Raw genomic sequence first — 17,116 nt, forward strand, 5'->3', positions numbered from 1 at the left:
TTTCTTTCTTTAATGATGGCAAAAAAGCAAAATCTCTCTCTTTAGCCCCGATAGTAATGAAAATCCTTGTTTGCCGGTCCCGATGGCTATCGGGAGGCAAACAAGATTGCAACGGATTGCTTCGCCAGTTCGGCTTTCGCCTCGTGTGCGGGACGATGTTGCCTAAAAAAGCCAAATCTTTCTGCTTCAAAATTTGCAATAGAATTAAGATTTAAAATCCTTCTCCGTCATTAAAATAGAATGTTTGTGAATCGCGTCCGAGACCAAAATTGACGATAAAATTGGTTAGCGTGTCTTTGTCTAGCAGAACTCGCAATCCCACTCCAATCGCGGGCTGAATAGATTCGAATAAGTTGAGGTTTTTGTCAATATCACTAGCTGTTGTGGCATTGGCAAATACTGTTCCACTGATCATTTGATTTTTGGTAATTGGGAAACGATATTCGCTTTCAAAATACACAAGGTTTGTACCTCTAAAAAGCCCTTGCGTATACCCTTTCCCGCTTCGGCTGTTTTGATCCCAACCAATGGCAGGAAGATTTAAATAGGGGAGTTTACCGCTTGCTAAAAACTGGCCATAAGCCCAAAAACCTAGAACGTATTGTTTGTTTATTTTGCTGAGAGGTATAAAATATCTGGATTCAAGTAATAAAGTGGAACTGCTGTGTCTGTTAAGATCGGTTTGCGGATTGTAGCGGTAATTCATATTCAGAAACAAACCTTTATTGGTGTTTATTAGGTTATCCCTAGTGTCGTATATCAAATTTAGACTCATCCCATTGACAGCATAATTCTTATCGCTAAATCCATATTTTTTTGAATAATTATAATGGTAGGTGTACTGTTCGTTGGCAACATCCAAAAGTTTGTCATCGATGTTGGAATAACTGTCAAAATGTATTCCTAATCCAATAAAAAAAGAGGGAAAGATGTTGTAGGATACTGTTTCATGGAATTTAAAGTAATTGTAATTCATAGGCTGCTCTATAGAGCTAAAATTAAAATCTTTAAATTCTGTGCCCCAAGGTATAATATCTGTTCCTAGACCAAAATTGGATTGTGAGAAAATATAATAACGAAAATCACCACTAAAGTAGAACTTGTCATTACTGATGTACATATTGTTTTTTAGATAGGTCAGAACTTGTTTTTGCGTACTATAGGAAGCTCCTCCCGAAAGTAATGAGATCTTGTTTTCTGGCTTTAATTTAAAACTAAATTGGCTTATAAACCCAAGCGTAAAGCCATTTGCGGGCTGATAACCTAATGTGGGAAATGCAATTAAATTTGTTTTGGAATCCGGTTTGCTTATTTTTAGAGTATCTTCTTTTGTAAATAAATCAACAATGGAACGCAGTGGGCGTTTCTTTTCTTCTTCTATTTTTTCTCCCCCTTGGGAAAGAATTGTTTGGGAATAAAAAAGGATTAGTAGAAATATGATTTTCGATTTCAAAATAGTTTTAAAATTCATAATGAAGATCCTGTGCTTTAATCAAATTTTTAAAAGATTTTTCTAATCCATTTTTTCTTTTCAAAACATAAAACTAAACAAAATTTCTTTGTGAGGTTTTAATTTAAAGTAATAAAACTGTTTTATTGCTTGTTTTTGAAACTATTGGTTCTAAATTAGAAGTAAGATTTTAAAAATAAAGCCCAAATTTGACTGAAGCTTCCGGATTGAGCAAAGGTAAATTGTATTCTTTGTTGTCCAAAATGAATTCATCATTGCCTGCAACTTTAAGGCTTAAACCTGCCCAAGGCGAAATATAGATGTTTTTGTAAATAGTGAAGTTATAACCCAAACTGCCGTTTAATAAGAAGTTTTCGAAGTTTTTTGTGGCATTGTTGCTATCACTTTGGATGTTGCTTTTCCAGTAAACAGGCCCACCACCAATCCACCAACCTTTCCAATTGTCTTTCAAAAAACGATCCAAAACAACCGCATAAGCTTTTATGTGATGGTTTGTGAAACCGTCTTTGGTTGTGAAGTCGGGTTTGTTGACATCGGCCAAAAGAGCTCTGCCTCGCCATTTATTTTTGCCCGCCCAAATTGCTCCAAAGTAGCCTCCTGTAGCATAAGGCAAAACGTCTAATTCCAGTCCAAAATTCCATTTGGAAGTTCGATTTTTTTGTAAAGAATCTGTATCGTTTTTAGATTGCGCCTGTGATTGCATCGAAAGAACTGTGAAAACAAGGAGTATTGCTTTTTTCATGGATGGGGTTTTGGAGTTGTAAAAATAGTTATAATTCAGGTAATCGAAGTGTAATTATCTTTCTATAAAATGCTGGTTTTATATTAAACAAAAACCACAACAAAATTAAATCTTGTTGTGGTTTTTAAATATTGTCTAACGCTGCAAACCGAATACTGAATACTGCAAACTAAAAAAACTACCCTTCCATCTTCGCTGAAAGCTCAAACCATCTTTCCTCTTTGCTTTCAATTTTCTTGATGAGGTTTTCCAATTCTCTAGCTTTCTTTTCAATATCCGCATCGGCTACTTTTCCATCCGAGAATAACTGTTCAATTTTGGTTTTATCGATTTCAAGATCCTTGATTTCTCTCTCGATTTTCTGGAATTCCTTTTGCTCGTTGAAAGTCAAATTCCCGGTTGGATTGTTTTGCTTCCATTCTTTTTTCTCTGTTTTATTGTCTTCTTTCTGAGCGACATCGGTACTGTCTTCGTAAGCTCTAAAATCGGAGTAATTTCCTGGGAATGTTTCAATCTCTCCCTGACCTCTAAAAATGAATAACTGATCCACAATTTTATCCATAAAATAACGGTCGTGCGAAACAACTACTAAACATCCCGGATAGTCCAAAAGGAAACTTTCCAATACATTTAAAGTAACAATATCCAAATCATTCGTTGGCTCATCAAGAATCAAAAAGTTTGGATTCTGAATCAAAATGGTACATAAATATAAACGTTTCAATTCACCACCGCTCAGTTTTTCGACATAATCGTATTGTTTTTTGGCATCAAAAAGAAAACGTTCCAACAATTGCGAAGCCGAAATTAATCTGCCTTTTGTTAGCGGAATAAATTCTCCGTATTCTTTGATGACATCGATTACACGTTGACCCGGTTTTGGGTTAATCCCGCTTTGGGTATAATAACCAATTTTGATTGTCTCTCCCACAACCACTTTTCCAGAATCTAAAGGTAAAGTTCCTGTCAAAAGATTCAAGAATGTAGATTTTCCAGTTCCATTTTTACCAATAATTCCAATGCGTTCGCCACGTTGGAAATCATAACTGAAATTATCCAGAATTATGCGATCCTTGAATTTTTTGGAAATCTTGTGAAGCTCAATGATTTTGCTTCCCATTCGTTCCATATTAATCTCCAGTTCCACCACGTTTTCTTTTCTGCGACTTTGGGCTTTTTCTTTTATGTCATAAAAATCATCCTGACGTGATTTCGACTTGGTCGTTCTCGCTTTGGGTTGACGGCGCATCCATTCCAATTCTTTGACAAACAAGTTTTGGGCTTTATCAACACTGGCATTTTCTGAGGCGATGCGCTCTTCTTTTTTCTCTAGGTAATAAGAATAATTTCCTTTGTATTGGTATATTTTTCCGTTGTCCAGTTCAATGATTTCGTTACAAACACGCTCCAAAAAGAAACGGTCGTGCGTTACCATAAACAACGTGATATTTTCTTTTGCAAAATAGCTTTCTAACCACTCAATCATTTCTAGATCCAAGTGATTCGTTGGCTCATCCAGAATTAATAAGTCGGGACGGTTAATCAAAATGATGGCAAGAGACAACCTTTTTTTCTGTCCTCCCGAAAGGCTTTTTACTTTCAGTTTAAAGTCTTCCAACTTCAGTTTGAACAAAATTTGTTTGTATTGCGTTTCAAAATCCCAAGCATTATGCTGATCCATTCCATCAAAAGCTTTTTGATAGGCTTCCTCATCTTCAGGATTCTCCAGTGCTTTTTCATAAGCTTCAATGATCTTCAAACTTTCATTGTCAGATGCAAAAATGCTTTCTTCAATCGTCAATTCATCCTGTAGTTTATTGTCCTGTGACAAAAAAGCCATTCGGATGCTTTTTCGAAGTACCACTTGTCCAGTATCCGGTTCATCAAAACCATTAATGATGTTCATAATAGTGGTTTTTCCCGAGCCATTTTTGGCTATAAAGGCAATTTTTTGGTCTTTGTTGATTCCAAAGGAAATGTCTTTGAAAAGCGTACGCTCCCCAAAAGATTTAGATATATTTTCGACTGATAAATAATTCACAAGGCTAATTTTTTTGCAAAAGTAAACTATTATAACACTATTAACGAATAGTTTATTTTGAAACGTGAATTAATCTATAGCAATTTAACGATTCAACAGATTAACGATTCAACGATTTAGCCTTTTTACTCTTTCAAATACGGACTCAAATCAAAGGTATGTATTTCTTGTGGGTTGAAGATAAAGGTGTTTTTCGTGGCTTCATTTGTCACATAAAACAGATGTCCATCTTCGGTAGTAATTGCTTCTATCTGATGAAACAGCAGCGAAAGTTTTATTTTTCTTTTATTTCCTGTCGAAAAATCATTGTTTTTATAGTCGTACAAAAGATAAATAAAGGGGTGTAAAAAATGCGAATATCCACACAAAACAACCCCCTTTTCTTGCGGCAATGTGGTTGCGCCGGTTATTAAACCTTCCACATTGATTGTTTCTTTGAGTTTTGCAATATGAGTTCCTGGTTTTTTTGGTAAGCTGTACACACTCGTTTTTTTAGATGCCCATTGTTTGGTAAACAAATAAATGCTGTCCCTTGAAACCACAAATGCCTCACAGTCAAAATCGGTGGTGTTAGCCTTTTTTTTGGGTTCAAAATTTTTTTGGTTGTCATAGGAAAACGCGATGGTGTCAATAGCCGGGGCAGGATTCTTAACAGAGTTTTTATCAATCCTCAAAATGTGTAAATCTTTGCGGTTTCCAAGGACATTATTTCCAAAATCGCCTATGTAGAGATACAGACTATCCTGAGAAATATCCTCCCATTCGATGTTTTTTACCCCTTCAAGATTGATTTTTTTTCTGATTTTTCCTTTTGTGTCCAGTCCAAATAACGTAGTGCTCTGGTCGTCATTGTGCGTCCACAATAAATTTTCTGAAGCAATCAAGCCCGAAGTTTCCGCAATGGAATCGCTTAATTCTTTGGTGAATTTCACTCTGATTTTTGCGGAAGCATATTTACAGCTTCCATTATTTTCCGTCGCTTTTGGATTGTAATTTTCCGCAAGACGATCTGTACATCCTTTGGTTTGGGCGTAGGAAAAAGACACAAAAAGAAAGAAAAGAATAAAAGTTTTTTCCATAACGCTATTCAATTGAAAATAAAAAGAAAGATATTAAACAAAATCGTACAATCCTAGATTTGATAGATAAAAAGGATTTGGAGCGAATGATTGGGCTTTTTAGGGAAAGATCGTTCCCGTTTTTCGCTTCAATCTCCCGAGAAAAATCGGGAGGATTTTCACTTCAACCGGGGCTAGTCAGGTTTTATGGTTTTTTAGATTTTTTTCTTTTTAGCTGAAGAAAAATTTTCGCAATTAGCTTGGTAATTCGAAACAAATCAGCTTGGTATGTTGTTTAGGATTGTAATTTTTTATTTATATTTGGGAAGCTGAAAATAGTTCCTTTTCTAAAAAAATCAACCAAAATTTATGGGTTTCATTAGGCGAAATTTGATTCTGTTTTTTGTTGTTACTTCTTCATTTTCTTCCTTTTCACAGAAAATAGATTTTAGAAGTGATAGTTTGGATATGAAACAGATTCTGAAAAGCATTTTCGTAAAAAAGGATACTGCAAAGAAAAAAGAACCAAGCAAAATTGCCTTTTCGTTAATGCCAGCTCCCGATATGAAGAGTTCCGAAGGAGGTCTTGTGGTTTCATTTGTGACCACTTTTTTTCTGGATGAGAATCACGAAACCACCAAAATGTCCGAAGTTTATTTTACCCCAACAACCAGTTTTTCTGGGCAGTATTCCTTTCCCATACAGTCTTATATTTATACAAAGGACAATAAATATAATTTTATAGGTGATTACAGGTATATGATTTATCCGCAGTTTACGTATGGTTTGGGAGGGAACAGTTCCAAGGATCCACAATCCGAGGTTCATTACCAACAAATTCGGTTTTATCAATTTGTAACACGAAAAATAAAAGGGGATTTCGGTTTGGGATTGGGTTTTCAATTGGATAATTATCAGCATATTTCCGAAGATTCAAAAATAACGGAACCAACAGATTTTAATATATACCAAGATGGAGATTACTCCGATGAACTTTCATCAGGAATTGCTTTTCAAGCTTTGTATGATTCCCGTAAAAATATTTTGAATCCCAAGCAGGGTTATTATTTTGAAGCAGATTATCGTATCAATTCCAAAGCTTTTGGAAGTCACACCGAATGGAAATCTATATATATAGATGCGAGAAAGTATCATTCGTTTAGTAATACACGTCATAAGGTTCTGGCCACGCGAGTGTTTTATTGGGCAGTTTTTGACGGAAAGCCACATTACTTGGATTTGCCAAGCATCGGTTGGGACCGTTACGGAAAAACAGGCAGGGGATTCACTCGCAACCGTTATCGAAGTAATTCTTTATTGTATTTGGAGACCGAATACCGCACAGATATTACCAAAAACGGTTTTCTTGGAGCTGTTTTTTACGGTAATCTTTCTTCAGTCTCTAATTTAGATACCTATCATTTTGATAATTGGACTCCTGCAATCGGATCTGGATTAAGAATAAAATGGAATAAGATCAATGACTGTAATTTAGTCTTAGATTATGGCATTAGTAAAGATGATTGGACTTTTAGGGTTGCACTTTCTGAGAATTTTTAAGATTTTTATGGGAGTTTGTGCCTATGATAGACTTTGTAGCTAGTAAACTTTGTGACTTTGAGGCTTAAAATATATCTTTGAAAAATGCAACTATCCGTTATCATTCTCAATTATAATGTTCGCTATTTTTTGGAACTATGTGTACTAAGCGTAGAAAGCGCTTTAAAAAACATAGAATCTGAAATTATTGTGGTTGATAATGATTCCCAAGATGATAGTTGCGAGATGATAAAAACTCGTTTCCCAAATGTCAAACTTATTCAAAATAGCCAAAATGTAGGTTTTCCAAAAGGGAATAACATTGGTGTATCACAAGCCAAAGGAGAATATATCTGTATTCTAAACCCGGATACTGTCGTTGCCGAAGACACCTTTGAAAAAGTGTTGGCATTTGCCCGAAAACAAAAAAACTTAGGAGTTGTAGGTGTCAAGCTAATAGACGGATCTGGTAATTTCCTTCCTGAGAGCAAAAGGGGAATTCCCACACCTTGGGTAGCCTTCACCAAAATCACCAGTTTATATAAAATATTTCCGAAGTCTCCATTTTTCAATAAATATTATGCGCAGCATTTATCCGAAAACCAGACAGGGGAAGTGGAAATTTTGGTAGGTGCTTTTATGTTTCTGAAAAAAGAATTGTATGAGGAAGTAGGTGGTTTTGATGAAAATTGTTTCATGTATTCGGATGATATTGATTTGTCTTATATGGTGTTGCAGAAAGGAAAAGTTAATTATTATTTCCATAAAACAACCGTAATACACTATAAAGGAGAAAGCACTATTAAAGATGGTACTTACATGAAGCGTTTTCAAGAAGCAATGGAGTTTTTCTATAGAAAACATTTTCAGGTTTCTTATCTTTTTTCTGTATTTATGAAAATTGGAATTGTGTTTTTTTCTTTAATAAAAAGAATTCAAGGCAGGTCAAAAATCAAAATGCGCCCTAAAAATTATTTGCTCATATCGGCATCTGATACACTGACAAAAATAATAGCTCTTCTTGTCCAAAAAAAGCTAGATTTTCTCGATTGGAAAACAGAAAAAGAGGTAAATTTGTCATCAATTTCAATAAGAAATGGGGTACAGATTATTTTGGATAATGAGTTTGTTTCCTTCAAAGAATGCATAAATATTCACAAAAAGCATAGAAACAAAGGAATTACCTTTAGAATTATTCCCAAAAACACAAATTTTATCATTGGAAGTGATTCTTTTAATGATAGAGGAGAAATTGTAAAAATCAAATAAAAATTACATTTAGTGAAATTTATATTGATATTTTTTAATAATTTCGCAAACTGAAAATCAAAATCACCTTTTAGATTAACAATATGGCAAGATTTGAATTAAAGCTTCCTAAAATGGGAGAAAGTGTTGCAGAAGCAACCATCACAAATTGGTTAAAAGAAGTTGGCGATAAAATTGAAGCGGATGAAGCCGTTTTGGAAATTGCGACCGACAAAGTAGATTCTGAGGTTCCATCGGAGGTTTCAGGTGTTCTTGTCGAAAAATTGTTTAGAAAAGACGATTTGGTTCAGGTGGGACAAACTATTGCTATTATTGAAACAGAGGGTGGAGATGCCGTGTCCGTAAGTTCAGAAGTTGCTCCGGCAATTATTGAGGAAATTCAAAAAACTGTTGAGGTAGCCAAAGAATTGGTTGCGACGCCGGTGAATTTTTCTGAAAGTGATAAATTCTTTTCTCCATTAGTAAAAAACATTGCAAAAGAAGAAGGGATTTCTTTAGGTGAATTAGTGAGTATCAACGGTTCTGGGAAAGAAGGACGTGTTACTAAAGAAGATATATTGAATTACGTAAAAAATAGAGGGACACAACCTGCTGCTGTAGTGGGAACAACAGCTAAAGCGGTTGAAGCTCCAAAAGCTCCAGGAGTTACTCCTTCGCAAACAGTTTCTCCTGTTTCTGTAAATGGCGGTGATGAAATTGTGGAAATGGATAGAATGCGTAAGTTGATTTCGGGTTATATGGTAGCTTCAGTTCAAACTTCGGCTCACGTACAATCATTTATCGAAGTTGATGTTACTAATATTGTAAAATGGAGAGATAAAGTTAAAAATGCTTTTGAAAAAAGAGAAGGCGAAAAACTGACCTATACTCCTATATTTATGGAAGCAGTTGCCAAGGCGCTGAAAGATTATCCAGGTATGAATATTTCTGTAGAGGGTGATTTTATCATCAAAAAAAGAAACATTAACCTTGGAATGGCAGCAGCTTTGCCAAATGGGAATTTAATTGTTCCAGTTATTAAAAATGCAGACCAATTGAATCTGGTTGGTATGGCAAAGGCGGTTAATGATTTAGGAAACCGTGCAAAAATGGGGAAACTAAAACCAGACGATACTCAAGGAGGAACTTATACGGTTACCAATGTGGGGACTTTCGGAAGTGTTTTTGGGACTCCAATTATCAATCAGCCACAAGTAGGGATATTAGCATTGGGAGCTATCCGTAAAGTGCCTGCAGTTATTGAAACTCCAGAAGGGGATTTTATAGGTATTCGTCAAAAAATGTTCTTGTCACACAGTTACGATCACCGAGTGGTTGATGGTGCGTTGGGAGGTGCGTTTGTGAAAAGAGTAGCGGAATATCTTGAAGCATTTGATGTAAATAGAGATTATTAATTCAGTATAAATTGAAAATGAACCCGACAAATTTTTATAGTTTGTTGGGTTTTCTTTTTTTAGCATTTTTAGCATTGACTTTAAATGAAATCAATCCCAAATCTTTATATTTGTACCAATTCAAATACAAAAAATGGAACTAAAACTCAATAAGCCAATTTGTTTTTTCGATCTTGAAACTACAGGAATTGACATCGGAAAAGATAGAATTGTGGAAATATCAGTTTTTAAAGTTTTTCCAAACGGAAATAAAGAAAGTAAAACTTGGTTGGTGAATCCAACGATTCCAATTCCACCGCAATCAACGGCTATTCACGGAATAAGTGATGAAAAAGTAGCCAATGAGCCTACGTTTAATGAACTTGCTCCTCAAGTATATAATATGATTAAGGATAGCGATTTGGCAGGATTTAATTCAGATCGTTTTGATATTCCATTATTGGCAGAAGAATTATTGCGAGCTGGAGTTGATTTTGATATGAAAAATAGAGTTTCTGTGGATGTACAAACTATTTTTCATAAAATGGAAGAGCGTACTTTGAGCGCAGCTTTGAAATTTTACTGTGGAAAAGGGCTCGAAAATGCACATTCAGCCGAAGCAGATACGATGGCGACCTATGAAATCCTAATGGCTCAATTGGATCGTTATCCCGAATTAGAAAACGACATTAAATCTTTGTCTGAGTTTAGTACCAGAAAAAAAATAGCCGATTTTGCAGGAATGATAGCTTTTGACGCCGATAATGAAGAGATTTTTACCTTTGGAAAACATAAAGGAGCCAAAGTCGATAAAATTTTGGAGATAGAACCGGGTTATTTCAGTTGGATTCAAAATGCAGATTTTCCGCTGTATACCAAGAAAGTTTTGACGGCCATAAAATTAAGAAAACTAAATACAAAATAGGTTTTGATTAACAAGTTTCGGGGTTGTCTGAAATTTAAAATCTAAAATCCGCAATCTAAATTAATAATGAAGATCATCTGCATCGGTAGAAATTATGCCAATCATATTGAGGAATTAAAGAATGAACGCCCTTCGGAGCCAGTTGTTTTTATGAAACCAGATTCGGCTATTTTATTAAAACAACATCCTTTTGTAATTCCTGAATTCTCTGAGGATATTCATCATGAAATAGAACTTATTGTAAAGATAAGTAAGGTAGGGAAGTATATCGAACCTAAGTTTGCTCATAAATATTATGATGAAATTAGTGTAGGGATTGACTTCACCGCAAGGGATTTACAGGCGAAGTTGAAAGCAAAAGGACTTCCATGGGAAAAAGCCAAAGCATTTGATGGCTCGGCGGTTATTGGAGAATTTTTGCCTAAAAGCCAGTTTGTTTCGTTAGAAAATGTTACTTTTGAATTAACGAACAATAATGTTACAGTACAAAAGGGTAATTCTGAGATGATGATGTGGAATATTGATGAATTAATATCCTATGTTTCTCAATTTTTTACTTTAAAGATTGGTGATATTATTTTTACGGGAACGCCAGAAGGAGTTGCAGCAGTAAAACCAGATGATGTTTTAGAAGGATTTTTAGAAGGACAAAAACTATTTAGAATACAAGTAAAATAATGGCTTTAAAATACAATTTAGCAAAAGTGTACGCACTTTCGGATAATGATCCAGAGTTTGTGAATGAAATTTTGAATTTGTTCGTTACTGAAGTTCCTGAAGATTTGATGCAAATCGGAGAGGGAATTAAGAAAAAGGATCACAAGCATACTTATGCCTTTGCTCATAAATTGAAACCAACATTAGATTTGTTGGGATTAAATGTAGCATTCGAGGAGATTCTTCAAATAGAAGCTTGGACAAAAACAGAAGGTAAAAAGAAAGAAATAATCGAGACTTATAAAAGCGTTAAGACACAGGTCAAAGACGCTATTAAAGAGTTGAGAAAAGATTTTGATCTTTAATTTATTGTTTCAATTTTTTACTTAAAATAACAAGAAAAGAATATTGAATAATCCAACAGTTGTATCACTTTATACAGCGGTTGGATTATTTTTTTATCTAATTTAAAAAGGAAATTTATCAAAAGATGAGAGCAACCATAGTAACAATTGGGGATGAAATTTTAATTGGTCAAATTGTCGATACAAATTCAGGTTTTATAGCAAAATCTTTAGACAGAATAGGGATTGAGGTTCATGAGATGTTGTCTATAAGTGATTCTCAGCAACACATATTAGATACCTTTTCAAAACTTCAAGACACAGTAGATGTCGTTATAATAACCGGTGGTTTGGGGCCAACTAAGGATGATGTTACCAAGAAAACTTTCTGTGATTATTTTGAAGATGAACTAGTGGTTGATAAAAATGTTTTGGAACATGTTACCCAATTAATTGAAGGATATTTTAAGAGAAAAATAACTCAGATTAATAAAGATCAGGCATTAGTCCCTTCAAAAGCAACAGTGCTTCATAATCTATACGGAACAGCGCCAGGATTATGGATGAAAAAGGGAGATACGGTTTTTGTGTCGCTTCCTGGAGTTCCTTTTGAAATGAAATATTTGATAGAAAATGAGATTATTCCAAAGCTGGTAAAGGAATATGAGCGACCTTTTATTTTGCATAAAACAATATTAACTTATGGTCAAGGCGAAAGTTTAGTGGCCGAGCGTATTGAAGAATGGGAAAATAGTCTTCCTGCTTTTATAAAATTGGCCTATTTGCCTGCTTATGGAAAGCTTCGTTTAAGACTTACAGCTCGAGGAACGGATAAAAAAATGCTGGAAGAAACAATAGCGGAATATGTAAGTTCGTTGGATGCTATCATTCATGATATTATTGTTGGTTTTGAGGAAGATGAAACGATAGAAGTGATTTTGGGAAGAATGTTGTCTGAACGAAATCTTTCATTGTCAACAGCCGAAAGTTGTACAGGAGGAAAAATAGCTGAAATGATTGCTTCGGTTCCTGGAGCTTCGAATTATTTTAAAGGAAGCATTGTGGCTTATGCGACCGATGTGAAAATAAATGTACTTGGTGTTTCTGACTCTTTAATAAATGAGTATAGCGTTGTGAGTGCGGAAGTTGCAAAAGCAATGGCTTTGAGTGTGAAAGCATTGCTAAAAACAGATTATGCAATTGCGACAACTGGTAACGCCGGTCCTGCGAAAGGTGAGGCCACAGCAGAAATTGGAACGGTGTTTATAGCATTGGCTACGCCAAATGAAATTCTCGTTGAGGAGTTTAATTTTGGTCAACCACGTGAAAAAGTGATAGATAGAGCTTCGGTTAAAGGGCTTGAAATGTTGCTTAAAGAAATTTCAAAAAAAGAACAATAAATATTTTGGTTTATAGGTTTATTTTTCTTTTCTTTGCACCCTGATTTTGAATAACGATAAAAGATAAGTATAATGTCAAGAGTTTGTGACCTTACAGGTAAAAGAGCGATGGTAGGAAATAACGTTTCTCACGCTATGAACAAAACTAAGAGAAAATTTTCTGTAAACTTAGTTAAAAAGCGTTTTTATCTTCCAGAAGAAGATAGATGGATTACTCTTAGAGTAGCAGCATCTACGATAAAAACAATTAATAAAAATGGAATCGCTGCAGTTTTGAAAAAAGCGCAGTCAGAAGGATTTATTAAATAATCTTTTCCAAAATAAAAAAATAGCAAGATGGCAAAGAAAGGAAATAGAATCCAGGTAATTTTAGAATGTACTGAACACAAAACATCAGGTGTTGCAGGTACTTCAAGATACATAACGACAAAGAACAAAAAAAATACTCCAGACAGATTAGAGATTAAAAAATTTAATCCAATCTTGAAGAGAGTTACTGTTCACAAAGAAATTAAATAATAATAGAGATTTTTTTTAAAATCTCAAATGGTCACATTTGGAGATTTTATTGAATTTCAAATAACATTTGAATCATGGCAAAGAAAACCGTAGCATCGTTACAAACATCTTCTAAGAGATTATCAAAAGCCATCAAAATGGTGAAATCTCCAATAAGTGGAGCATATACATTCGTTGAATCTATTATGGCTCCTGAAGAAGTTGATGAATTCTTGAAAAAGAAATAATTAACTATTACATTTTATAGAAAAGCTACTTTCATTCGGAAGTAGCTTTTTTATTTTCTATATTTACACCTTGAAATTAAAAGACTTTTTTGAGAATTTCTTTAAAGATAAATTTGATTGTTTTTATTGATTTTTCTTGTTTAAGTTGACAAATGTAAATTCCAAATTATAAAACTCCATGAGCTTTTTTAAAAAAATATTCTCCTCAGAGAAAAAAGACTCGAGCTTAAGCGAGCAGGCAAAAGAATCATTAGACAAAGGTCTAGAAAAAACAAAAACTTCATTTTTTTCCAAATTAACTAAAGCGGTTGCCGGAAAATCAAAAGTAGATGATGATGTTTTGGATAATTTAGAAGAAATTCTAGTTTCTTCGGATGTGGGAGTTAATACAACCCTTAAAATTATTACCCGAATTGAAAAAAGGGTGGAAGCTGATAAATATCTTGGAACTGACGAACTCAATCAAATTTTGAGAGACGAAATCGCGGGATTATTATCTGAAACCAATACTGGCGAAGCAACTGAGTTTGTTATTCCGACAAATACAAAACCTTACGTTTTGATGGTAGTTGGAGTAAATGGCGTGGGTAAAACTACAACAATTGGAAAATTAGCTTACCAATTTAAAAAAGCTGGTTTTAAAGTAGTTCTTGGTGCTGCGGATACTTTTCGTGCAGCGGCTATTGACCAATTGCAAATTTGGGCTGATAGAGTAGGTGTGCCTATTGTTCGTCAAGAAATGGGAAGTGATCCAGCTTCTGTGGCTTTTGATACGTTGCAATCAGCGGTGGCTCAAAATGCTGATGTTGTCATTATTGATACTGCTGGTCGTTTGCATAATAAAATCAACTTGATGAACGAACTTTCGAAAGTAAAACGTGTAATGCAAAAAGTGGTTGGCGATGCGCCTCACGATGTAATGCTTGTTTTGGACGGTTCTACAGGGCAAAACGCATTTGAACAGGCCAAACAATTTACTGCGGCGACTGAAGTTACATCATTGGCCGTTACCAAATTAGACGGTACTGCCAAAGGTGGAGTTGTTATTGGTATTTCAGACCAATTTCAAATACCTGTTAAATACATTGGTGTTGGAGAAGGAATTGAAGATTTGCAGGTTTTCAATAAGTACGAGTTTGTAGATAGTTTTTTTAAATAATAAATAAGTTCATGAATTTTTCTTCAATAAAAAATGCTAACCCTATATATTTATATTTAGTAAGCATCGCCGCTTTTGTTTTGGCAAATATTATTAGAACAACCAATGTTGGTTTTTATTATGGTTTATTAATTGTCGGTTTGGTCTTTTTCTTTTTAGGATTAATGAGAAGAATTAAAAAGTAGACTACTATATTTCGATAGCTATCAATAATGAAAAGTTTAGCGGTGTTTCGTAACTAAGAAATTACGAAACACCGCTAATTATTTAAGACTATTTTTGGATAAGTAATTTTTATCTACTGATATAAAGCACTTATTTTTGTCCAAAGCATTTCATCAAAATCAGATAGAGCTAAGTTTACGTTGTCTGCGGCATCACCCATACGGATCACTACCATTTTTTTGCTGGGAATCACATAGATTTTTTGGTCATTTTTGCCCAAAGCCATAAACATATCGTTTGGCGCTGTAGGGATTATACTTCCTTGAAAAGTAGCCTGTGATTGTGGTAAATGATAATTGGCTTTGCCGTTCAGCCACCATAAATAGCCATAACCTAAATTGATGTTTTGTGAGGTGTTAGTTGCTTCGTTGAAGTAACTTTCGTTCAGAATTACATTGTTTTCCCATTTCCCCTTATTGAACATCAATAGCCCAAAACGTGCCATACTTCTTGTGGTACTGCTGTAAACAATATTGTTGCCAGATGTAAACCAAGCGCCGTTCATCCCGATTTTGTCCCTTAATTTGGTGTTGAAATAGTTATTCCAGGATTGTCCGCTGGCTTGTGCAATGACATCTTGTAGTTTTACATATACGTTGTGATACGCCCAACGCGTGCCTGCATCGGCAGTATAGGTAAGGGCGGAGGGTAAAACATCATCGGTGGTGTCGTCTAGGCCTGAAGTCATAGTCAGTAGATTTTTGCAGGTGATTAGGTTTTCTTTGGCTAATGGTGCACTTGTCCAACCCGTTCCAATATATTGTGATACTTTGTTATTGATGTTAATAAGGTTTTCCTGTTGTGCAATTCCCGTTAGGGTTGATGTCAATGTTTTGCCTGCGCTTGCCCAATACCAGTTGGTTGTGGCATCATGACCGTTGAAATAGTTTTCCATTACGATACGGCCATTGACAAGGATGATAAATCCTTTGGAATGTTTGAGTTCTAAATAATCCAATAAGGGTTGGACAGCCGATTGCTTCCAGCCAAGGCTTTCTAGTGATTTGGTTTCCCAATTGCTGCCGGAAAGGGGAGGGAAATATAGTGTTTCTGTAGGAGTTGGCGCAGGTGCTGGTTCTGTATTATCAGAGGAGCAATTGATGCAGAAAAGCGAAAATATGAGTAATAGTATTGATTTTGACATGGTTAAGAAGTTTGGTTTTGGGTAAGACCAAAAATATCGAAATAAGTTTAATGAGAAGGTGAAATTTTTATTTTCTTTGGATTTTTAAAGTTTAACTTTGTCGTATTAGATAAAGATGTTGATAAACGGAATGCGCTAGCCCTGATTGCTTCGCCAGTTCACTTCGCTCGTGTGTAGTGGAAATCATTATGAGTCTCGTTTTTTTCTAACGAGACTCATAATATTGAAACGGATAGCAGGAAATAGCTCCTAAAAAAGAAAATTATTTATGAAAAAAGTTTTTGGTGTTTTACTGGTTGTCCTTTTTTTTGTTGGATGTGAGCAAAAAATAACTCCTGCTGACGTTGCTAAAATCAATGGTTATTGGGAGATTGAAAAAGTGGTTTTAGAGGATGGAAATGAGAAGCAATACGGAATGAATGAATCTTTTGATTATTTTAAAATTGACAAAAATAATTTAGGGATTCGTAAGAAAGTGATGCCACAATTGGATGGGACTTTTTTGGTGAATGATACATTTGAGAATGTAAAAATAAGGTTTACTGATGGCCAGACTTTTTTGGATTACAACACGCCATATACGAAATGGAGCGAGGAAATAATAACATTGACAGATAAAGAGTTGGTTGTTTTGAATGCAGAGAAAAAAGAATATCATTATAAAAAAACGGGACCAATAAATCTAGATGACTATGGCAAAAAGACTAAATAATCAAAGTTCTATAGGGGACGTTTTGAAGCAAATTATCGAGGTCAATAAATTACAATCTGGAATGGATGAGATTGATGTGAAAGATGCTTGGCGTAATTTGATGGGGAACGGTGTGAACAGTTATACCAATAATGTGGTTTTGAAGGGTTCGACTTTGTATGTTCAGTTAACATCTGCGGTTTTGCGTGAGGAATTGAGTCACGGTAAATCCAAGATCATAAAAATGATTAATGAGGAATTGCGAAGAGATGTGGTGAGGGATGTGGTTTTGAGGTAAGGATTTTAGATTGTTGATTAACGATTTTAGATTT

At 34.8% G+C, this 17,116-nt stretch carries 18 protein-coding genes; 13 read left to right on the plus strand and 5 right to left on the minus strand.

Annotation, left to right across the window (positions count from 1 at the left end; all coding sequences use genetic code 11):
• Positions 1-211: 211 nt before the first annotated feature.
• From C8C85_RS13550 to C8C85_RS13565, 4 genes are all read right to left on the minus strand, one after another.
• Positions 212-1,453: a BamA/TamA family outer membrane protein gene (locus tag C8C85_RS13550; protein WP_133243389.1), complete on the minus strand. Its 1,242-nt coding sequence runs from the start codon at positions 1,451-1,453 to the stop codon at positions 212-214.
• 187 nt (positions 1,454-1,640) lie between these two features.
• Positions 1,641-2,213: a hypothetical protein gene (locus C8C85_RS13555; protein ID WP_116797534.1), complete on the minus strand. Its 573-nt coding sequence runs from the start codon at positions 2,211-2,213 to the stop codon at positions 1,641-1,643.
• Between the two features lie 178 nt (positions 2,214-2,391).
• On the minus strand, positions 2,392-4,254 hold the full coding sequence (locus C8C85_RS13560; protein ID WP_116797535.1) for an ABC-F family ATP-binding cassette domain-containing protein: 1,863 nt from the start codon (positions 4,252-4,254) through the stop codon (positions 2,392-2,394).
• Between the two features lie 125 nt (positions 4,255-4,379).
• Positions 4,380-5,333, minus strand: coding sequence for a T9SS C-terminal target domain-containing protein (locus C8C85_RS13565; RefSeq protein WP_116797536.1), 954 nt, complete (start codon positions 5,331-5,333; stop codon positions 4,380-4,382).
• A 348-nt stretch (positions 5,334-5,681) separates the two neighbouring features.
• On the opposite strand from C8C85_RS13565, the gene C8C85_RS13570 reads away from it, so the two are divergent.
• From C8C85_RS13570 to ftsY, 11 genes are all read left to right on the plus strand, one after another.
• Positions 5,682-6,872, plus strand: coding sequence for a BamA/TamA family outer membrane protein (locus C8C85_RS13570; RefSeq protein WP_116797537.1), 1,191 nt, complete (start codon positions 5,682-5,684; stop codon positions 6,870-6,872).
• Between the two features lie 84 nt (positions 6,873-6,956).
• Complete coding sequence (locus tag C8C85_RS13575; protein ID WP_116797538.1) at positions 6,957-8,120, plus strand: glycosyltransferase family 2 protein; 1,164 nt, start codon at positions 6,957-6,959, stop codon at positions 8,118-8,120.
• 83 nt (positions 8,121-8,203) lie between these two features.
• On the plus strand, positions 8,204-9,514 hold the full coding sequence (locus C8C85_RS13580) for a dihydrolipoamide acetyltransferase family protein (protein WP_116797539.1): 1,311 nt from the start codon (positions 8,204-8,206) through the stop codon (positions 9,512-9,514).
• Positions 9,515-9,647: 133 nt separating this feature from the next.
• Positions 9,648-10,418 carry a 3'-5' exonuclease gene (locus C8C85_RS13585; protein ID WP_116797540.1) on the plus strand — a complete coding sequence of 257 codons (771 nt, stop codon included), beginning with the start codon at positions 9,648-9,650 and terminating at the stop codon, positions 10,416-10,418.
• 66 nt (positions 10,419-10,484) lie between these two features.
• Entirely contained in the window at positions 10,485-11,096 is a 612-nt protein-coding gene (locus tag C8C85_RS13590) for a fumarylacetoacetate hydrolase family protein (protein WP_116797541.1), read from the plus strand.
• Positions 11,096-11,440 (plus strand): Hpt domain-containing protein, encoded by a 345-nt coding sequence (locus C8C85_RS13595; protein ID WP_116797542.1) that lies wholly within the window; start codon positions 11,096-11,098, stop codon positions 11,438-11,440. Before C8C85_RS13590 ends, C8C85_RS13595 begins: the two co-directional genes overlap by 1 nt.
• Before the next feature lie 125 nt (positions 11,441-11,565).
• Positions 11,566-12,819, plus strand: coding sequence for a CinA family nicotinamide mononucleotide deamidase-related protein (locus C8C85_RS13600; protein ID WP_116797543.1), 1,254 nt, complete (start codon positions 11,566-11,568; stop codon positions 12,817-12,819).
• Between the two features lie 72 nt (positions 12,820-12,891).
• Positions 12,892-13,128 carry a 50S ribosomal protein L28 gene (gene rpmB, locus C8C85_RS13605; protein ID WP_024980263.1) on the plus strand — a complete coding sequence of 79 codons (237 nt, stop codon included), beginning with the start codon at positions 12,892-12,894 and terminating at the stop codon, positions 13,126-13,128.
• A gap of 27 nt (positions 13,129-13,155) precedes the next feature.
• Complete coding sequence (gene rpmG, locus C8C85_RS13610) at positions 13,156-13,338, plus strand: 50S ribosomal protein L33 (RefSeq protein WP_017495179.1); 183 nt, start codon at positions 13,156-13,158, stop codon at positions 13,336-13,338.
• Positions 13,339-13,412: 74 nt separating this feature from the next.
• A complete protein-coding gene (locus C8C85_RS13615) occupies positions 13,413-13,565 on the plus strand; it encodes a DUF4295 domain-containing protein (RefSeq protein ID WP_111409010.1) in 153 nt (50 codons plus the stop codon).
• Between the two features lie 178 nt (positions 13,566-13,743).
• Positions 13,744-14,724, plus strand: coding sequence for a signal recognition particle-docking protein FtsY (gene ftsY / locus C8C85_RS13620; protein WP_116797544.1), 981 nt, complete (start codon positions 13,744-13,746; stop codon positions 14,722-14,724).
• 298 nt (positions 14,725-15,022) lie between these two features.
• On the opposite strand, the gene C8C85_RS13625 is transcribed toward ftsY, so the two are convergent.
• On the minus strand, positions 15,023-16,093 hold the full coding sequence (locus C8C85_RS13625; RefSeq protein WP_116797545.1) for a serine hydrolase domain-containing protein: 1,071 nt from the start codon (positions 16,091-16,093) through the stop codon (positions 15,023-15,025).
• 268 nt (positions 16,094-16,361) lie between these two features.
• On the opposite strand from C8C85_RS13625, the gene C8C85_RS13630 reads away from it, so the two are divergent.
• Positions 16,362-16,805, plus strand: coding sequence for a hypothetical protein (locus C8C85_RS13630; protein ID WP_116797546.1), 444 nt, complete (start codon positions 16,362-16,364; stop codon positions 16,803-16,805).
• Positions 16,786-17,082 carry a DUF721 domain-containing protein gene (locus C8C85_RS13635; protein WP_077376378.1) on the plus strand — a complete coding sequence of 99 codons (297 nt, stop codon included), beginning with the start codon at positions 16,786-16,788 and terminating at the stop codon, positions 17,080-17,082. Before C8C85_RS13630 ends, C8C85_RS13635 begins: the two co-directional genes overlap by 20 nt.
• Positions 17,083-17,116 lie beyond the last annotated feature (34 nt).

Origin of the sequence: Flavobacterium sp. 103, assembly GCF_003096795.1 — a bacterium.
Lineage (GTDB): Bacteria > Bacteroidota > Bacteroidia > Flavobacteriales > Flavobacteriaceae > Flavobacterium.